Raw genomic sequence first — 17249 nt, forward strand, 5'->3', positions numbered from 1 at the left:
CGGCGGAGGTGACCTGCCTGGTGAGCCCATGCTTAGGCTAACCTTCGTCCGTCACAGCGCTGCTCTCGAAACGGATCTCGATGAACCTCCGACGGTTTACTGCCACCTCCCTGCTCGTCGTCGCGGCGATGGGTGTCGGGGCGGCCACGTCATACGCTGATCCGGCCGCCGCACCCCAGCCGGGTACGGAACAGGGCATCCCGAACATCAACTACCAGACCGCCCGCGACGGTGACGCCGCTGTGGCCACCCTCGACGCCGGCGCCTTCTCGATCAACGCCGCGAACGACACCGTCGACGTGGTCGACGACGGCGGCCGCGTCGTCGCGTCCATTCCCACGTTCTTCCGGGTCGACGACCTGCAGCATCCCTTCGCCGTTACGGTCGACGAGACCGCTCGCGTCCTGAGACTCGCCCCGAACATGGATCCGTCGGCAGCGACGCCCGTCCCCGTGTCGGAGCGGCTGACCCTCGACGACGTCGCCGCGCCGCAGGACAAGCAGGAACGCGACGACCGCGCACTCGACGACTTTCAGCAGCAGCTCGGGATCACGAGCGCGATCACCGCGATCGTCGCCGCCATCATCGGCGGGGCGATCGGTTGCGCGATCGGTGTCATCCCCGGCACGGCCGCGTTGGTGATTCCATTTCTCGGCCTCGCCGGCCCGGTGGCCGGGTGCATCGGAGGTGCGCTGATCGTCGCGCCCGTCGTCGCGCTTGCCGGCACCATCGTCGTCGGTGGTGGCGCCCTGGTGGTTCTGGGAATCCAGTACTTCAACACCATCAACAGCCCGTTCGTCGCACCGGAACCCACGGCATGAGCGGCCGGTTCGCACGGAACCTGCGGGCCGTCACCGGAGCAGTGTTCCTCGTCGTCGCGGCACTCGGAATCTCCGCGGGGACCGCACACACAGCTCCACTGGCGCAGCAGGATTCGTCCGACATCGGCTACGAGGCGCACGCCGAGGGGGAGTCCGTCGTCACGTCGATCGACGCGGGCGCCTTCCGGATCACCGACACCCGGGAAGCGATCGAGGTGGTGGACGACGGCGGCAAGGTGGTGGCTGCGCTGCCGCTCACGATTCGCGTCGGCGACGCCGTCTATCCGATCGACGCCGACCTCGACGGGCGGACGGTGACGCTCACCCCACACGTTCCCGCCGACGTCGCGTCGGCCCTGAAATCGGTTGCGCAGGACGGTTTCGACACTCAGGAAGAGCGCGACGATTCGGCTCTCGCCGACTTCAACAGCTACCTCGGTTACGCGACGCTGATCGGCGGTCTGATCTTCGGTGTGATCTTCGGTGCCGTGGGTCTCGCGGTCGGGTGCGGCCTGTTCGCCGTGACCGTGATCGGCACGCCGGTCGGGTGCCTCGGCGGGCTGCTGGCGGGATTCGCCGCCGGCGGGCTGGCGGGAACCATCTTCGTGGGCGGCGCCGCACTGGTGATCCTCGGAATCCAGTACCTCGTCACCATCAACACGCCGTTCGTTCCACCCGCGCCCGAGCCCACCACCTGATCACTTCCCGCGCGCTCGGTAGCCGTCGAGGAAGGCCGCGACCCCGTCAGTGACGATCGCCGACGGCGCGGTCCGGCCTCCTGCCAGGCGTCGAGCGCGGCCTGCGGGAAGTGGGCAGCCTCCGCGTTGATCTGCCGAACCATAGCGAAATGGTCCGCGAAATCCCGGGTGGGGATCGTGACCCACTCACGGCCGAGTGCGACGAGGTCCGACTCGAGGTCGTTCACGTCACCGAGGTGGCGATCGATCATGTCCGTCTGGCTGTCGGCCACCCGCGTCGCGCTGTCCTCGATCACTGCGGAAAACAACTGTTCCTTGCACCACCCTGCGCGACGCGCGAGCGGTCCGGCCCTACGCGGCCCGAGTGCACGACCGACGACAACGGCCCGCCTCCCGAGAGGGAAGCGGGCCGCTGTCGCAGGCGGAGTGCGTTACGAGGTGCGCACGCGCAGACCCGGGTTCTCGGCCAGCACCTCGTTGATCGGCGTGGCGAACAACTCGGGGCTCTCGCCGAGGACGAACGTGACGACGTCCGCGACCTGGCAGATCGGGTACTGCCCGACGTTGGACGCGCTCGAGATTCCGAGTGCCAGCGTGCCGGTCACGATCGTGCCGCCGCTGTCGCCCTGCAGGGCGCACATGCTCGTCGAGAAGCTGTCGGCCAGCGTGCGCTCACCGACCGAGACGGTCTGTGCCACGGACGTGACGACACCGCACGTGAAACCGGTGGTCAGACCCGACTTGCACACCGGGGCGCCGACAATCGGGTCGGCGGTTCCGGTGATGGCGACCGGCGCGGCGCCGGGAACCCGGACGCCGTTGTTCTCGAACCGGCGTGCGGCGCTGTCGTCGGCCCGGATGATCGAGTAGTCGTGGATGTCCAGGCTGGTCTTGGCGAACGTGCCGATCCGCGGACCGGTGCCACCCGGGACCAGAGAGAACGCCTCCGACGCCTCCGAGGTGCCGGCAGCGTCCCGGTTGGGGTCGCAGTGTCCGGCCGTGATGTTCACCGGGCCGCCCGAACTGTCGGTGCCGTTGAAACCGAGCGAGCAGCGCAGCCCGACTCCGCCGCCGAGCGAGCCGTACGCGTCGCCGCCCAGCAGGGCGTCGGCGGGGAGCGGTTCGGCGATGGGGGTGAGGTCGGTGGACGGCAGCGGAGCCGCCGTGGCGGGCGACTGCACGACGCGTGCGCCCTTCAGGAAGTCCGGAAGCTGCAACCCGCCCACGTTGTCGGCGCGGAGCACGAGATCGTTGTTCACGATGTCGATGGCCACACCGCGAACGAGATCCGCGACGGCGGGCGGCTGGGTGTCCAGCCAACCGTCGAGCGACTTCACCTGAGCCTGCAGGCTGCTCTCGCTCTGTGCCACATCCTTCACCTGGAAGCCGGCCTTCTCGGCCGCGGCGACCGCAGCGTCCTTGTCGGCGCCGTCGGCGAGCCCGACGATCGGGGTGCCGGCGTTGTCGAGCCAGGTTCCGGCGAACGCGTCCGGGAACTGGGTGCGGGCGGTCTTCGCGAACTCGGCCAGCTTCTGGCCCAGCTCGGAGTGCTCCAGGTACTGGTCCGGGCTCAGCGACAGATCACGCTGGATCGCGTCGATCAGTTCCGCGGGAAGCTTGCCGGCCTGGCCGGACACTCCGGGCTCGACCGGATCGGCCTGAGCGGAGGCGGCGACCGGGCCGAGGAGCAGCAGCGCGGCGGAGCCGAACACGGCGGCACGACGTGCGATGGAGCTTCGCATGGGGGCCTTTCTATTTTTGTTTGTTCGCAGTCGCCTCGCGGGCGCATACGAATACGACCCCCCGACAGGTAAGGCCGTACACAGTCGGAGTCGACTATATGGGTTCGCCCCGTCTATTCCCACCTGTAACACTCTCGGTGGACGACGCTGCAGGACAAAGCGGACACGAGGCCGGAACACACCTGTGCCCGGTGTCCGAGCGAACGGACACCGGGCACAGGGTGAAGCGGGGCAGAACTAGTCGGAGATGGTGCGCACGCGCATCCCGGATCCGAGCGTGTCCACGATGTCGGCGACGGGGATGCCGAGGCTGGCGGTGCCACCCTCCGGTGCCAGCACCAGGTTCGCCTCCGTGCAGTTGGGGGCGCCACTGGCGTTGGAACCACTGGTGATGCCCAACGCGAGGGTTCCGGTGACGATGGCGCCGCCGCTGTCACCCGCGAGGGTGCAGGCCGTGCCGGCGAAACCGTTGACCACGCGGCTCGAACCGTCGGCGACGAACAGTTGCGTCTCGACGTGATCGGCTGCCACCACACCACACGTGAACGACGACGTCTGGCCCGACTTGCAGATCGGGGCGCCGACGACGGGCCGGGCGGTGCCGGTGATCTCCAGCGTGGTGCCGTTCGCGCCGCGAACCGCGGGACGGTCCAGACCGGCCTTGACGCCGGCCTCGTTGAGCTTGATCACCGAGTAGTCCAGCTTGTCGGCCGGGTTGCCCACCGACGACTTCGAGAAGGCGCCGATCTGCTGGCTGTCGTCGACGTTCTGGTGATTGGGAAGGAACACCGGCGACGGCTGACCCTCGGCAGGGTTGCAGTGTCCGGCGCTGATGTTGACGGCCTGGCCGCTGTCGTCCACGGCGTTGAAGCCCAGCGAGCAGACGGAGATCTCCGAGATCGGCGTCTTCGGCAGCTCACCCGCAGTGGTGATGTAGGTGTCACCGGCGAGGGGACCGCGCTCCACCGGACCGCCGCCGCCGGGGCTCAGCATGACCTTGACGTTCGCGAGCAGCGTCGGCAGGTTCAGCGCCTGGCCGATGGGGCTGTTGACGACGTCGATGACGACGCGGTTCTCGAGGACGTCGATCGACGCGGAGTTGACCTGGGAAGCCACGTCCTTCGGCAGTCCCGCGATCCAGCCGTTCACGTCGGAGAGGGTCTTCTCCAGGCCGTTCGCGGACACCGGCGCAATGCGGGTGTCGTACCCGGCCTTGGCTGCGGCGTCGGCGGCCTCGTTCGTGGTGACCGCGACGACGGGCTGGCCGTCGAGGCCGATCCAGGCCCCGGCGAAGTCGTCGGGATGCTGCTCCCGGAAGTCCTCGGCGTAACTGCCCAGCTCCTGTGCCTTCGCGGCGCGGTCGAGGTACTCCTGCGGGCTGATCTTCAGGTCGCGGGTGATGGCCTCGACGAGTTCGGCCGGCAACTTGTCGGCGCTCAGCTGAGTGGTGTCGGGCTGCGTAACAGGGTCGGCCTGGGCGGCAGTGGAAAACGGAAAGAGAAGAAGCATTGCCGAGGCGCCTACAACAGCGGCGCGGTGCGCCAGCACGTTACGCATGAAATCCCTTCTGCACGGAATCCGTTCACTGAGGATTCCTTCTGGGGTGGGTATCAGCGCCCCACCTTAAGCTACGGACGAGTCAGACGGTCGGGGAGGTGTGACCAGAGCCTCACTCACCTGGGCTTTTGAGAGCAGGCTTTGCGGGCGTGGTCGTGGTGGTGGTCGCGGCCGCGGGTTCCTTCAGCGTCGTCGTCGTGGTTGTTGTTGTGGTGGTCGTCTCCGGCGTCGTCGTCGTGGTCGTAGCGGCGGTCGTCGTCGTGGTGGTGGTCTGCGTGACCGTGGTGGTCGAGGGAAGCGTGATCTCCGGCGTCGTCGTCGAGGGCGGAGGCGGCGGCACGAACACGGATGTCGTCTCCACCGGTGCAGGCGGCGGAGCGACCGGGACGGGGGCCTGAACCTCCGTCGTCACGGCCACCTCCTGCGTGCTCGCCGTCGGCAAGACAACGGAAGCGGCCGTCGTGGGTCGTGCGCTGGACGTCGTCACCGACGCGGTCTGGGCGTCCTGGATCGTCGGGACCGCGGTGCTGCCGTTGCCGGTGAGCGCGAACGCGAGCGCCCCACCTGCCACCACCAGTGCGGCCGCGGCGACACCGGCGATGATCAGCGGCCGACGGTTCGTGCGCTTGGCGGGTGGCGTCGGTGTACTCGTGGGAGCGGACGCCTCGGTCTCGGCGGGCGGATATGCGGCAGCGGCCGCGGCTGCGGCTGCGGGCACCGCCGTCACCGCGGAGTACGCGGTGTGCATCGGGGCCTCGACGACCGGAATCGACTCGGTGTCGGCGCTCGTGTCCTCGTCGGTCAGTGCCAGCCCGGCCGCCAGCAGTGCCGCGCCGTGGGCCGGGGACTCCGGCGAGGCGGCGAGCGCCACCGACTCCGGGATGAGTGTCGCCTCGCCCAGGCCCATGTAGTCGAGGGATTCGCGCAGTTTCGTGACGATCTCCGGCGCCCAGTCCGACGGATGGGTCGCGGTGACCTTCACCGTCCCCGACAGTCCGTCCGCGGCCTCCCTGAAGAGGCAGAACATCGCCGTCGCGACGAGGTCCTCGGCGCGGGTCAGCGAGCCCGCGTACTCGATGCCCGCGGGCTCACCGACGCGGGCCAGGAAGTCGCGGACGGCGCCGGTCGATTCCGTGCCGGGGTCGCCGAGCTGAACCGTGCCGTCCGGGGCCGTGAACAGGACAGACGGGTGTTCGATCGTCCTCACGTCGGTTCCGGAAGCGGTCACCACCGCTGTGGAAACCGCATCGCCGACGGTGAGTCCGACTCCGGTGGTCATGAAAGATCCTTACTGGCACAGTTCGAGGGAGTGCGTCATCGCACCATGTGCACAGTGTGTCGCCTGCCGCAGTCGAATGGTTACACCGGGCGCTGCTGTGCCTCCGGCGCCCGTGAGTACTTATTAACCACCCGCGGTTAATAAGTACTCACGGGTCAGGAGTCGGCGGAATACCCGTGGCCCATCGCACGCAGCATCGACAGCAGCTCCGACCGCGACCCGGCGCCCAGCCGCCGCCGGATCCGCGCGACGTGGTGCTCGATGGTCTTGGCGGAGATGTAGAGGCGCGACCCGATCTCCCGGTACGTCAGCCCCTGGACGAGCAGTTCGGCCACCTCGGCCTCGCGGTCGGTGAGCGATCCCGGTGTGCTCGGACTCGACACGACCGCGGAGTCGGTGCCGTTGCCCGCGGACGTCGGCTGCCGCAGGGCCCTCGCGACCTGCAGGAGCGTGGTCGCGACCCTCGTGTCGGACGCGCGCAGCGCGGCTTCACCCGCGAGGCGCGCACCGTCCCACGGCAGGCCGATCCGGTCGAGGGTGCGGGCCGCGTCCTCGACGGATGCGGCGTCGATGTCGCCCTGCAGCACACGCAGCCAGGCGCGACCGGCGGTGGCGAGCCCGGACGCGTACGTGCTGACCTTGGCAGCATCGCCGAGTGCGCGGGCGTGGGGCATCAGATCTGCGGGGCATTCGGCGAGGATCGAGGCCTGCACGCCGTACCAGTGCAGCGCCGAACCCCACATCGCCGGCTCGCCGAGCGTCCGCAGCAACGATTGCGCGTCCTCGACGAGGTGAGTGATCCGGGCGGGTTCGCCGACCCGGATCGATGTCAGCCACAGTTCGCCGAGCGGCAGCAGGCTCAGCAGGTCCACCGAGTACTCGGCGAGGACGCCCTGCGCGCCTGCCCAGGCCTGGAGCAGTGCGGCGTTGTCGCCGGTGCGCCGGGCCAGCCCGACCCGCAGGCCGTGGAGGAACAGCAGATCGCGTTGCCGCATCGACGCGGCGTCGAGGCCGTCGAGCCGGGACTGCGCCGCGGCGAGGTCGCCGCGGACCATGGATGTCCAGGCGGTGAGCAGCTGATGCCGGTTCGCGGTGACACTGCCGGGCCGTTCGGTTTCCCGTGCCCGGGCGAGGACGGCGTCCGCGTGGGCGAGTTCGCCGCAGTGGAGCGCGGCGAGGGCGGTGATCGCGGCGGGGGAGTCGGGAAGCACCCGTGGCCGGGACGCGCGACCGGGCAGCGACAGCGCACGCGTCAGTGAGTTCAGTGCGGCGTTGGCGGACGCGGTCACCGATTGGACGAGTCCGGTCGCTACGAGTGCGGCTCCGGCGGTGGCGGCGGTGGGGGGTGCGCCCGCGCTGGTGGCGAGGACGGCTTCGGCGTCGTCGAGTCGCCCTGCCACCACCAGGACGGCGGCCGCGAGGGAGGCGTCGGCGCCCGCCCGGTCGGCGCCGAGCCAGGCGTACAGTTCGGCGCTGCGATCGATCATGCCGCAGAACGCGGCGCCGGCGGCCGAAATCCTGACCGCCGCAGCGAGTTCCGCATCGCCGACGGTGCCGGACCGTTCGAGGACCGAATCGGCCAGGCCAACCGCGGTGTCGAGGTCGCCGTTCAGGGCGCTGGCCTCGGCGTATGCGACGACGGCACTGTCGCCGAGCCTGCCGACCCGGCAGGCTTCGGAATACAACGCGACGGCGGTGGCCGGTTCGGCGAGTTCGGCCTGGGCGCAGAGAAATTGGCTCAGATCGTCGCTCGGTGTGCCGGTCGCGGCGATCGCGCGGGCGACGGGAAGCGTGAGCGTTCCGCCGTCGACGTGATGGGTGAGCAGGCGGCGAGCGAGCGTGGTCAGCCGGTTTTCGCCGAGCGTTGTCGTGAGATGCGTGTGGTCCGCCAGAACCAGCGCGTCCCGTTCGTCGACCCAGCCGTCCGCGCGGAGCGCGTCGACAGCGGCGCGGGCACGGTCGGGTTCGACGTCGAGTACTCGGGCGACCACGGTCTCGTCGAGGTCGCTGCCGAGCAGAACCAGTGCGAGAGCGGACAGTTGCGGGCCGTCGAGCTCCGCGAGTTCCGTGGGAGGAAGCGGTGAGGGCAGCGTGGACACCGGCGCCCTATCCGCCGTTGCCGAGGACGCCGGGCACCAGGCCGGTGACTCCGCCGACGACGCCGCCGACCGTGTCGCCCACTCCGTTGACGGTGTCACCCACCGCGCCGGCACCGCCGACGATGGTGTTGGCGATCGCGGCGCCGCCGTCGGTCTGGGGAACGCTCGGGGCCGGAGCGGGGGCAGGTGCGGGCGCGGGAGCCGGGGCAGGTGCGGGTGCGGGTACCTCGGCCGCGGGTGCCGGTGCGGTGCCCGGCGCTGCAGCGACCGGTGCGGCCGCGGCCGGTGCGACGGTGCCGGGTGGGACGGTGCCGGGTGCGGCGATCGGGGTGGCGACGCCGGCCGCGGTGCCGGGGACACCGGTCGCGGCGGCGATGCCTGCCGCCTCGGTGCCGGGAGTGGTGGCGCCCGTCGCGGCGGCCTCGGCAGGAACACCGGACGTGGATGCCGCGCCCGCCGACGTGCCCGACGACTGCGACGTGGTGGAACCCGAGCTGGACGACGACGGTGCGCTGTCGAGGGCCGTGCCGAGCGACAGCCCACCCGCGGCGAGCAGGGCGATGGCCGCGGCGGAGGCGGTGATGATCCCGGCCTTCTTCTTCCGCGACATCCCGGTGGCGGCGGGCTCGCCGAGGGTCGGTGCGGGGGTGCGGGCGGCGAAGACGACGGTCTCGGCGTCCGGCTCGACGGTCGGGGCGGCGACGGGCGCTGCAGGTGCCGCGGTGGGCACGACGACCGGCATCCGCGCGACGGTCGGGGCGGCGGCGCGTCCCGCGTCGTTGTCGGCGGCGAGCAGGGCGGCGCCCAGGGCCGCGGTGTGGCCCGGACGTTCGGCTGCGACGACGGGAACACGCAGTTCCGCCGACAGGAGTTCGGCGACCAGCGGGATCGCGGCGCTTCCGCCGGTGAGCACCACCTGGGTGACGTCGCTGGATTCGAGGCCGGCGGCGTGGATGCTCTCGCGCACCAGCGTCACCGATTCCTGCAGGGACGCGCGGATCAGGTCTTCGAGTTCCGAGCGCACCAGCCGCACGTCGGTGGAGATGCCGGGCAGTTCGATGCCGATGGTGGCTTCGGTGTCGGAGGACAGCGCCTCCTTCGCCGCGGTGCAGCGGGTCCGCAACCGGGTGAGGGCGGCGACCGTGTCGGGGGCGAACGGGTCGATGTCGCCGAACTCCTCGGCGACGTTGCCGAGGACGTACTGCATGGTGGCGTGGTCGAAGTGGGCGCCACCGAAGTCCTCGGACCGCACCGGCTTGCCGAGGACGCCGGTCTCCGTGCCGTGTGCGTCCGAACGGAAGAGGGTGATGTCGAGCGAGGTGCCGCCGAGGTCGTAGATGACGGTCAACGCGTCGCCGAGAGTGCCGCGGGTCCGTTCGAGCCACGTCATCACCGCCTGCGCCTCCGACACCAGGGTCGCGTCCGTGACGCCGGCCTGCTCGAGCGCGTCGGCGAGGACACCGACGGTGTACGGCGGCCAGACGGTCGGGTGGGCGACGACGGTGGTCGGGAGGCCGTGGCGGCCCGACGCGGCCTCGTGCACGATGCAGCTCACGGCGGTGGCCACCAGGTCTTCACCGGAGTAGGTCGAGCCGTCGTCGGTGAGGATCCCGACCGGGTCGCCCACGCGGTTCGCGAAGTCGGACACCGTCACCGCGTCCGGGTCGCTCGCGTCGTCGCCGAGGACCGGAGCGCGATCGGGGGAGAGGTGGAGAACACTGGCGCGGGACAGGACGGTGAGGTCGGCGGCATCCGTCACGCTCGCCCCGTCCGTGTCGACGGCGGCCACCGTATTGACCGATCCGACACCGATGCCGAGCGCTGCAGCCATGTTCCACTCCTGTGGTCCGGGCGGGCGTCACGCCGCCTGCGTCAGGCGGACGGTGCCGCCGTCGTATGTGACGGCCGAAGCCGTCGTGGTCACTCGAATTGTCGCGTGGAGCGGCCGTTTCGTTACGCCGACTCCGCTGGTCGACGGCAGTTACGGGGCCGATCCCCTAATGGCCCCCTATCCCCTAACGGGGAGGCCCCGACCCCCGATGGGAGATCCCCGATACCGGGGTCCCCGAGTAGGGGGCGCCGCCCCGTTGGGAAGGGGGCCGCCGATCCATAACGTGTATTTCACTCGCCGTCACAGCAGTTGTGGTGGCCACCCGAACTCCCCGAACCTCGACTACAGGAGAGCTGCCATGGCTACCAACGCCGTCCTCGACTTCATCCTCGGCCTTCTTCGCGACGAGCAGGCTGCGGCTGCCTACTGCGCCAACCCGACCGAGGCGCTGTGCGCCGCCGGCCTGCAGGGTGTGAGCCACGCGGACATCGTGTCCGTTGCTCCGCTGGTCGCGGAGTCGGGACTGTTCGCAGGCGGCGGGGCCGACCTGGCCGCGATCGTCAACGCCGGTGCCGACGTCGCCGGTGACGTGGCGGGCGGTGTCGGCGCAGGTGTCGGTGGCGGCCTGGGCGGCGGCCTCGGTCTCGGCGGCGGCCTCGGCGGTGCGGTCGGTATCGGTGCCGGCGCAGGCCTCGGTCTCGGTGCCGGCCTGGGCGGCGACTTCGACTTCGCGGCGGAACTGGCTGCCGGCCTGAGTGCCGCACTCGGTGCCGCGCTGGAGATCGGCGGCGAGATCGGTGCGGAGCTCGGTGCCGCGCTGGGTGCGGCCCTCGACGCAGCACTCTCCCTCACCGGTGGCCTCGACCTCGGTAGTGCCCTCGACCTCGGCGCAACGATCAGCGGGGCCCTCGGAGGCGCCCTCGGGTTGGGCGCCGACCTGACGGCGCAGCTCGCCACCACCCTCACCGCGGCGATCACGGCCCTGCCGGTGGTCGACGTGGCCGGTGGTCTCACCGGGATCCTCGCCCCCGCACTGTCGATCGGCGGCGACCTGGGCGCCGAGCTGGGTGCGGCTCTCGGTGCCGCCCTCGGAAGCGTCGTCGACCTCGGTGGCAGCCTGGACGGTGACATCCTCGCCGGACTCGGTGGCGGCCTCGACCTCGGTGCTGTGCTCGGAACGACCCTCGGCGGCGTGCTCGGTGTCGACGCCGGTCTCGGCGGCGCGCTGGGCGGTGCGCTCGACGCGGCGATCGGCGCAGGCGGCGGACTGGGCGCCACCCTCGAAGGCCTGCTCGGCGGTGAACTGCTCGGTGACGTCGCCGGCTCGCTCGGCGGAGTTCTCGGCACCGACCTCGGCGCGGTCCTCGGTGGCGCTCTCGGTGGTGTCCTCGGTGCGGGCGGCGACCTGAGCGCAGACCTCGGTGGCGCACTCGGCGCGACGCTCGGTTCGATCGCGGACCTGGGCGGCGGACTGGACCTCGACGCGATCCTCGGCGCGGGCGGCAGCCTCGGCGGTGCGCTGAGCGGACTGCTCGGCGGTGAACTCGGAGTCGGCGGCGACCTCACCGCCGGTCTGGGTACCGCGCTGGACGCCGTTCTCGGTGCCGGTGGCGGACTCGACCTCGGCGCCGTTCTCGGTGCCGACGGCGACCTCGGTGGCGCGCTGAGCGGCATCCTCGGCGGCGTCCTCGGCGCGGGCGGTGACGTCAGCGGCGATCTCGGTGGAGCCCTGGGCGGCCTGCTCGGCGGCGCCCTCGATCTGGACGGCGGCCTCGGTGGCGCCCTGTCCGGCGCACTCGACAGCGGACTGGGACTGGACGCCGCACTCGGCACGGTCCTCGGCGGCGCCCTCGGTCTGGACGGTGGCCTGGCCGCCGAACTGGGCAGCACCCTCGACGCCGTGCTCGGCGCGGGCGGAGTGACGGACATCGACCTGGGTGGTCTGCTGGACGGCGGACTGGACCTCGGGCTGGGCGCCGACCTCGGTCTCGGCGGGGAACTGACGTCGGAGCTGACGACGGCGCTGAGCGGGGCCCTCGGGCTGGGCGGCGAGGCAGGCGCGAACCTGGGCACGGTCCTGGGTGGCGCTCTGGAGAGCGGCCTCGGGCTGGGCGGTGTCCTCGACACCGGTGCCGACCTGGGAACCACCATCAGCGGCGCGCTCGGCGGAGTGCTCGGAGTCGACGGTGACGCCACCGCCGGTCTGGGTGCGGCCCTCGACGCGGTGCTCGGCGCGGACGGCGGAGTCGACCTCGGCGGCGTGACCGACCTGGGCGGCCTGCTCGGCGGTGCGTTCGGTGTCGGTGGCGGCGCGGGCGCCGACCTCGGCGCGGCGCTCGGCGGCGTGCTCGGCGGTGCGCTGGAGACCGGCGGCGCCCTCGACCTCGACAGCGTTCTCGGCGCGGAGGGCAGCATCGGCAGCACGCTGGGCACCGCGCTCGGCGGCGTCCTCGGAGCCGACGGCGATCTCAGCGCGACCCTCGGTTCCGCACTGGAGACGGCTCTGGAGGCCGGTGGCGGACTCGATCTGGACTCCGCTCTGGACGCCGACCTCGGACTCGGCGCCGCAGCAGGCGTGGGCGGCGCCCTGGACGGTGCGCTCGACGCGGGCACCGATCTCGCGGGTGGCCTGACGGGCGGCATCGACGGCGCGCTCGGTGGACTGCTCGACGTGGGCAGTGACGTCACGGGCAACGTGGGCGGCGCGGTCGGCGGCGGCGTCGCAGGCGGCGCGGACGCCGCGGCAGGCATCGGTGCCGGTGTCGCCGCGGGTGTCGGTGCGGTTGCCGACGCCGGAGCGGACTTGGGCGGCAGCCTCGGAACCAACCTGGTCGGCGGACTGGACACGGCCGGTGGCCTGGGCGCCGGTCTGACCAGCGGTCTCACCGGTGGTCTCGGTGGAATCTTCGAAACCGGTGCGGGCCTCGGCTCCGCACTGACCGGCAGCGTCGGCGGTGCCGTCGACGCGGTGGGCGAGGCAGGCGCCTCGGTCGGCGCGGTCGCCGACGCCGGTGCGAACGTGGACGCGAACCTCGGTGGCGCCCTGGACACGGCGGCCAATCTGGGTGGCACGGTCGGTGGCGCCCTGGACACGGCCGCGAATGTCGGCGGAAGCCTCGGTGGCACGGTCGATGCCGCGGCCGGAGTCGGCGGTGACGTGGCCGGTGGAATCGAAGGCGGCCTGGACAGCGCGGTCGACGCCACTGCCGGTCTGACCGGTGGCCTCGATGCCACCACCGACGCGGTCACCGGTCTCGGCGCCGGATTGTCCGGCGGCGTGGGTGGCCTCGGATCGCTCGGCACCTCGGTCGGAGGCGCTCTCGACGGTGCGGTCGGCGGAGCGGTCGACGGTGGAGCCGCAGTGGGCGGTGCCGTCGACGGCGGAGCGTCCGCCGGCGGTTCGGTCGACGGTGGAGCGTCGGCCGGCGGTTCCGCCGACACGGACGCGACCACGGACGGTTCGGCCGACCTCGGTGCGGTCGGCGGGGTCGTGGCCGACACCACCGGGTCGATCGCAGGCGGACTGGGGTCCACCCTGGGCGGTGCCGTCGACACCGGCGCCGACACCTGGTCGTCGATCGACGCCGACAACGCGTTCGGCGCCGACTCGGGCCTGCAGGCCGACACCGACGGCTCGCTGTTCGGTGACACCGACACCTCGGTGGCCACCACGCACGACGTCACGGACGTGGTCGATCACCTCGAGCCGTGATGAGACGGCGGTTCCGGCATCCCCCAGACGGGGCGGCCGGAACCGCCGTACGATGTAACGAAATCAGCCCCGGACGCGTTATGCGTGCGGGGCTGTTTCACAGTCGGGTGTCGGTGCACTGAACGTGGTGTCCGCACAGAGGTCGGAAGAATTGCGGGTCAACGAAGCTCATGGACAGTGCAGCCGCCGAGAAGAGTCCAGCCGGGTCCCAGTCGATGACGGCGTTGCTCGAGCAGGCCCTGGACGTGGCGAAGAGGTTCGGTCGCGGCGATCTGGCGCAGCGCCTCGACTCGGCCCGGACCCGGGTGCAGGACCCGCGGATGCGGATCGTGGTGGTCGGACCGCTCAAGCAGGGCAAGAGCCAGTTCGTGAACTCCCTCCTCAACCTCACCGTGTGCTCGGTGGGCGACGACGAGACCACCGCGATCCCCACCGTCGTCCAGAACGCCGAGACCGCTTCGGCGGAACTGGTCCTCGCCGATCCGGGTGCCGACCCGATCCGGGTTCCTCTTCCGCTCGACGAGCTGAACGGCATCACGCCGGCCTCGCCCCGCGCCGAGGGCCGGGAGGTGCTGCGGGTGGAGGTCAACGTCCCGAGCCCGCTGCTCGCCGACGGTCTGGTCCTGGTCGACACGCCCGGCGTGGGCGGTGCCGGCAACCCGCACGCCGCGAGCACCCTCGGGCTGATCCCGGCGTCGGACGCCGTGTTCGTTCTGTCCGACGCCAGCCAGGAATTCACCGAACCGGAGCTCGGCTTCATCCGCCAGGTCACGAGCCTGTGCCCGTCGGTGGCGTGCCTGATCAGCAAGACCGACCTGTACCCGCACTGGCGCGAGATCGTCGAAGCCGACCGCGGGCACCTCGCGCGGGCCGGTCTCGACGTTCCCCTGATCCCGATCTCCTCGGTGCTGCGTTCGCACGCGCTGCGACTGCAGGACGAGGAACTCAACACCGAATCCGGTTTCGTCGACCTGTACGCGTTCCTGCGCGAGCGGGTGGTGGCGCGGGCGGAGGCGAACACGCGGCGGGCCGTGTCGCTGGACGTGTCCTCCGCGGCCGAGCATCTCACCCTGGGGATCGGCAGTGAGCTTGCCGCCCTGCGTGATCCGGCGAAGGGCGTGGCCGCGGTCGCCGAACTGCAGAAGGCGAAGGCCGCCGCCGAGGAGCTGCACAAGAAGACGTCGCTGTGGCAGCAGACGCTGGGCGACGGTATCGCCGACCTGGCCGCGGACATCGATCACGACCTCCGGGACCGGTTGCGCCGCGTCACCCGGGAAGCCGAGGAGACCGTCGACGAGGGCGACCCCGGCAAGGACTGGGACGCGCTCGGTCAGTGGCTCGAGCAGGAATTCGCCACCGCGATCGGCGACAACTTCGTGTGGGCCCACGACCGTGCGCTGTGGCTGGCCGAGGTGGTGGCGCAGCACTTCGCCGAGACGGGTGCCGTCGAACTGCCGCACCTGGACGTCGCGAACGTCGACGGTGTCCTCGAACCGGTGGCCTCGCTCGCGGACCTCGAGGCCGGACGCATCGGCATCACGCAGAAGGTTCTCGTCGGGATGCGCGGGTCGTACGGCGGCGTCCTCATGTTCGGTCTGATCACCACGATGATGGGGATGGCCCTGGTCAATCCGATCTCGATCGGCGCCGGAGTCCTCCTCGGCACGAAGGCGTACCGGGAAGACAAGGAGAGCCGGATCCTGAAGCGGCGGGCGGAGGCGAAGGCCGCTATCCGCCGGTTCGCCGACGACGCCAGCTTCCAGGTGGGCAAGGAGTCGAAGGATCGGCTCCGGTCGATCCAGCGGTTGCTGCGCGATCATTTCAGCGCGATCGCCGAGCAGGCGTTGCGGTCGATCAACGACTCGCTGCGAGGCGCGCAGGAGGCGGCGAATCTCGAGTCCACCGAACGGACCCGCCGGATCGCGCAGCTCGAGAAGGATCTGCACGTCGCATCCGAATTGAAACAGCAAGCCGCGCAACTCGTCGCAGGCGACGCGGGAGCGGTCACGGCATGACGGCCGCTCCACTTCACGAGGCCCGGGCACTCATCGCGTCCGCCCGGCAGTTGTACGCGGGCAGACCCGAGATCCGGGATCAGCTGACCGAATGTGCCCGGCGACTGGAACAACCGCTGCGGGTGGCTCTGGCCGGTTCGCTGAAGGCAGGCAAGTCCACTCTGCTCAATTCCCTGGTGGGACAGGACATCGCGCCCACCGACGCGACCGAGTGCACCCGCGTCGTCACCTGGTACCGCAGCGGGTCGACGCCCACCGTGACGGCCTGGTACCAGCCGGACAACGGTAGTGGCGCCCAGCGTTCCGCCAACGTCCCGGTGCTGCGCCGGGACGGACATCTCACGTTCGACCTCGGCCACCTCACCGCCGACCAGGTGGACCGTCTCGACGTGGAGTGGCCGTCGTCCGCCCTGGCTCACACGACGATCATCGACACCCCGGGCACGTCCTCGCTGTCGCGGGACGTGTCGGCCCGCACCCTCGAGATGCTCACCCCCGACAACGAGGCGTCCGGCGCCGACGCCGTGGTCTACCTGCTGCGAACGCTGAACGCGACCGACGTCCAGTTCCTCGGCCAGATCGGCGACCACGTCGGCGACGAATCGGGACCGCTCGGTGTGGTCGGTGTCGTGTCGCGGGCCGACGAGGTGGGGGCGGGACGCCTGGACGCCATGATGTCCGCGAAGGAAGTGGCGTCCCGGTTCGCGGGTGAACTCGAGCGCACCGGGCTGTGCCAGGCCGTGGTCCCCGTCGCGGGTCTGCTGGCGCTCGGTGCCCGCACGATGCGTCAGGCCGAGTTCACCGCGTTCCAGCATCTGGCCGAGGTCCCGGTGGACGATCTGAACCTGGCGATGCTGTCGGCCGATCGGTTCGCGCGTGAGGACAGTCCGCTTCCCGTGGACGCACGGATGCGCGCTCAGCTGGCAGACCGCTTCGGGCTCTTCGGGATCCGGATGGCCGTCACCCTGATCCGGTTGGGCACCAAGGACTCGCCGACGCTGGCGGCGGAACTGGTGGAACGCAGCGGCCTCGACGAATTGCGTCAGGTGATCGACATCCAGTTCGGGCAGCGGGCCGACCAGTTGAAGACCCATTCGGCGCTCGTGGCACTCAAGCGGGTGCTCACGGCGCATCCGGTGCCGGGTGCGGGCGAGATCCTGATGTCGGCCGAACGGCTGCTCTCCGATGTGCACGGTTTCCAGGAACTGCGGCTGCTCGGGCGGCTGCGGTCTACCGAGGTGGGGTTGCCCGCCGACGACGTGGCCGAGTTGCAACGCCTGATCGGCGGATTCGGGATCCAGATCGCCGAACGACTGGGCACCGACGGCGACGACTCCGTGGAGTTGCAGCGGATGCGGGCACTTGCCGCGGTGCGGAAGTGGCGCGAACGGGCACGCCACCCGTTGCTCGACCAGTTCACCGCGCGGGCCTGCACCGTCGCCGCCCGCAGCGCGGAAGGTGTTCTGGAGGAACTGAACACCGTCCGACTGTAGTT

General features: G+C 71.0%; 10 protein-coding genes. 5 read left to right on the forward strand and 5 right to left on the reverse strand.

The genetic code is table 11. The features are described 5' to 3' along the window. Positions 1 to 80 precede the first annotated feature (80 nt). Together QM841_RS21340 and QM841_RS21345 are read left to right on the forward strand one after the other, a co-directional pair. Positions 81 to 821, forward strand: coding sequence for a DUF8020 domain-containing protein (locus tag QM841_RS21340; protein ID WP_283333485.1), 741 nt, complete (start codon positions 81 to 83; stop codon positions 819 to 821). Next, positions 818 to 1519 carry a DUF8020 domain-containing protein gene (locus QM841_RS21345; RefSeq protein WP_283333486.1) on the forward strand — a complete coding sequence of 234 codons (702 nt, stop codon included), beginning with the start codon at positions 818 to 820 and terminating at the stop codon, positions 1517 to 1519. Before QM841_RS21340 ends, QM841_RS21345 begins: the two co-directional genes overlap by 4 nt. 431 nt (positions 1520 to 1950) lie before the next feature. Here the strand turns inward: QM841_RS21345 and QM841_RS21350 are convergent, their stop codons facing one another. The 5 genes from QM841_RS21350 to QM841_RS21370 all read right to left on the reverse strand — a co-directional run bounded on the left by QM841_RS21350 (position 1951) and on the right by QM841_RS21370 (position 10027). Further along, positions 1951 to 3261, reverse strand: coding sequence for a S1 family peptidase (locus QM841_RS21350; RefSeq protein ID WP_283333487.1), 1311 nt, complete (start codon positions 3259 to 3261; stop codon positions 1951 to 1953). A 237-nt stretch (positions 3262 to 3498) separates the two neighbouring features. Continuing rightward, entirely contained in the window at positions 3499 to 4818 is a 1320-nt protein-coding gene (locus tag QM841_RS21355; protein WP_283333488.1) for a S1 family peptidase, read from the reverse strand. Positions 4819 to 4930: 112 nt separating this feature from the next. Further along, on the reverse strand, positions 4931 to 6097 hold the full coding sequence (locus tag QM841_RS21360) for a hypothetical protein (RefSeq protein ID WP_283333489.1): 1167 nt from the start codon (positions 6095 to 6097) through the stop codon (positions 4931 to 4933). Positions 6098 to 6252: 155 nt separating this feature from the next. Continuing rightward, positions 6253 to 8196 (reverse strand): LuxR C-terminal-related transcriptional regulator, encoded by a 1944-nt coding sequence (locus QM841_RS21365; RefSeq protein ID WP_283333490.1) that lies wholly within the window; start codon positions 8194 to 8196, stop codon positions 6253 to 6255. Between the two features lie 7 nt (positions 8197 to 8203). Next, positions 8204 to 10027, reverse strand: coding sequence for an Hsp70 family protein (locus QM841_RS21370; protein ID WP_283333491.1), 1824 nt, complete (start codon positions 10025 to 10027; stop codon positions 8204 to 8206). Positions 10028 to 10385: 358 nt separating this feature from the next. Here QM841_RS21370 and QM841_RS21375 point away from each other — a divergent pair, with 358 nt between their 5' ends. From QM841_RS21375 to QM841_RS21385, 3 genes are all read left to right on the forward strand, one after another. After that, positions 10386 to 13739 carry an IniB N-terminal domain-containing protein gene (locus tag QM841_RS21375; protein ID WP_283333492.1) on the forward strand — a complete coding sequence of 1118 codons (3354 nt, stop codon included), beginning with the start codon at positions 10386 to 10388 and terminating at the stop codon, positions 13737 to 13739. 170 nt (positions 13740 to 13909) lie between these two features. After that, positions 13910 to 15754: a dynamin family protein gene (locus QM841_RS21380; RefSeq protein ID WP_283333493.1), complete on the forward strand. Its 1845-nt coding sequence runs from the start codon at positions 13910 to 13912 to the stop codon at positions 15752 to 15754. After that, positions 15751 to 17247: a dynamin family protein gene (locus QM841_RS21385; RefSeq protein ID WP_105420711.1), complete on the forward strand. Its 1497-nt coding sequence runs from the start codon at positions 15751 to 15753 to the stop codon at positions 17245 to 17247. Before QM841_RS21380 ends, QM841_RS21385 begins: the two co-directional genes overlap by 4 nt. Positions 17248 to 17249: the final 2 nt, after the last annotated feature.

This window comes from Rhodococcus sp. IEGM 1307 (assembly GCF_030056915.1).
In the GTDB taxonomy this organism is placed as follows: Bacteria; Actinomycetota; Actinomycetes; order Mycobacteriales; family Mycobacteriaceae; genus Rhodococcus_F; species Rhodococcus_F opacus_D.

Bases quoted from the DNA above. Each gene is read 5' to 3' on its own strand.
- QM841_RS21340 (WP_283333485.1), top strand. From the start codon at position 81: ATGAACCTCCGACGGTTTACTGCCACCTCCCTGCTCGTCGTCGCGGCG.
- QM841_RS21345 (WP_283333486.1), top strand. From the start codon at position 818: ATGAGCGGCCGGTTCGCACGGAACCTGCGGGCCGTCACCGGAGCAGTG.
- QM841_RS21350 (WP_283333487.1), bottom strand. From the start codon at position 3,261: ATGCGAAGCTCCATCGCACGTCGTGCCGCCGTGTTCGGCTCCGCCGCG.
- QM841_RS21355 (WP_283333488.1), bottom strand. From the start codon at position 4,818: ATGCGTAACGTGCTGGCGCACCGCGCCGCTGTTGTAGGCGCCTCGGCA.
- QM841_RS21360 (WP_283333489.1), bottom strand. From the start codon at position 6,097: ATGACCACCGGAGTCGGACTCACCGTCGGCGATGCGGTTTCCACAGCG.
- QM841_RS21370 (WP_283333491.1), bottom strand. From the start codon at position 10,027: ATGGCTGCAGCGCTCGGCATCGGTGTCGGATCGGTCAATACGGTGGCC.
- QM841_RS21375 (WP_283333492.1), top strand. From the start codon at position 10,386: ATGGCTACCAACGCCGTCCTCGACTTCATCCTCGGCCTTCTTCGCGAC.
- QM841_RS21380 (WP_283333493.1), top strand. From the start codon at position 13,910: ATGGACAGTGCAGCCGCCGAGAAGAGTCCAGCCGGGTCCCAGTCGATG.
- QM841_RS21385 (WP_105420711.1), top strand. From the start codon at position 15,751: ATGACGGCCGCTCCACTTCACGAGGCCCGGGCACTCATCGCGTCCGCC.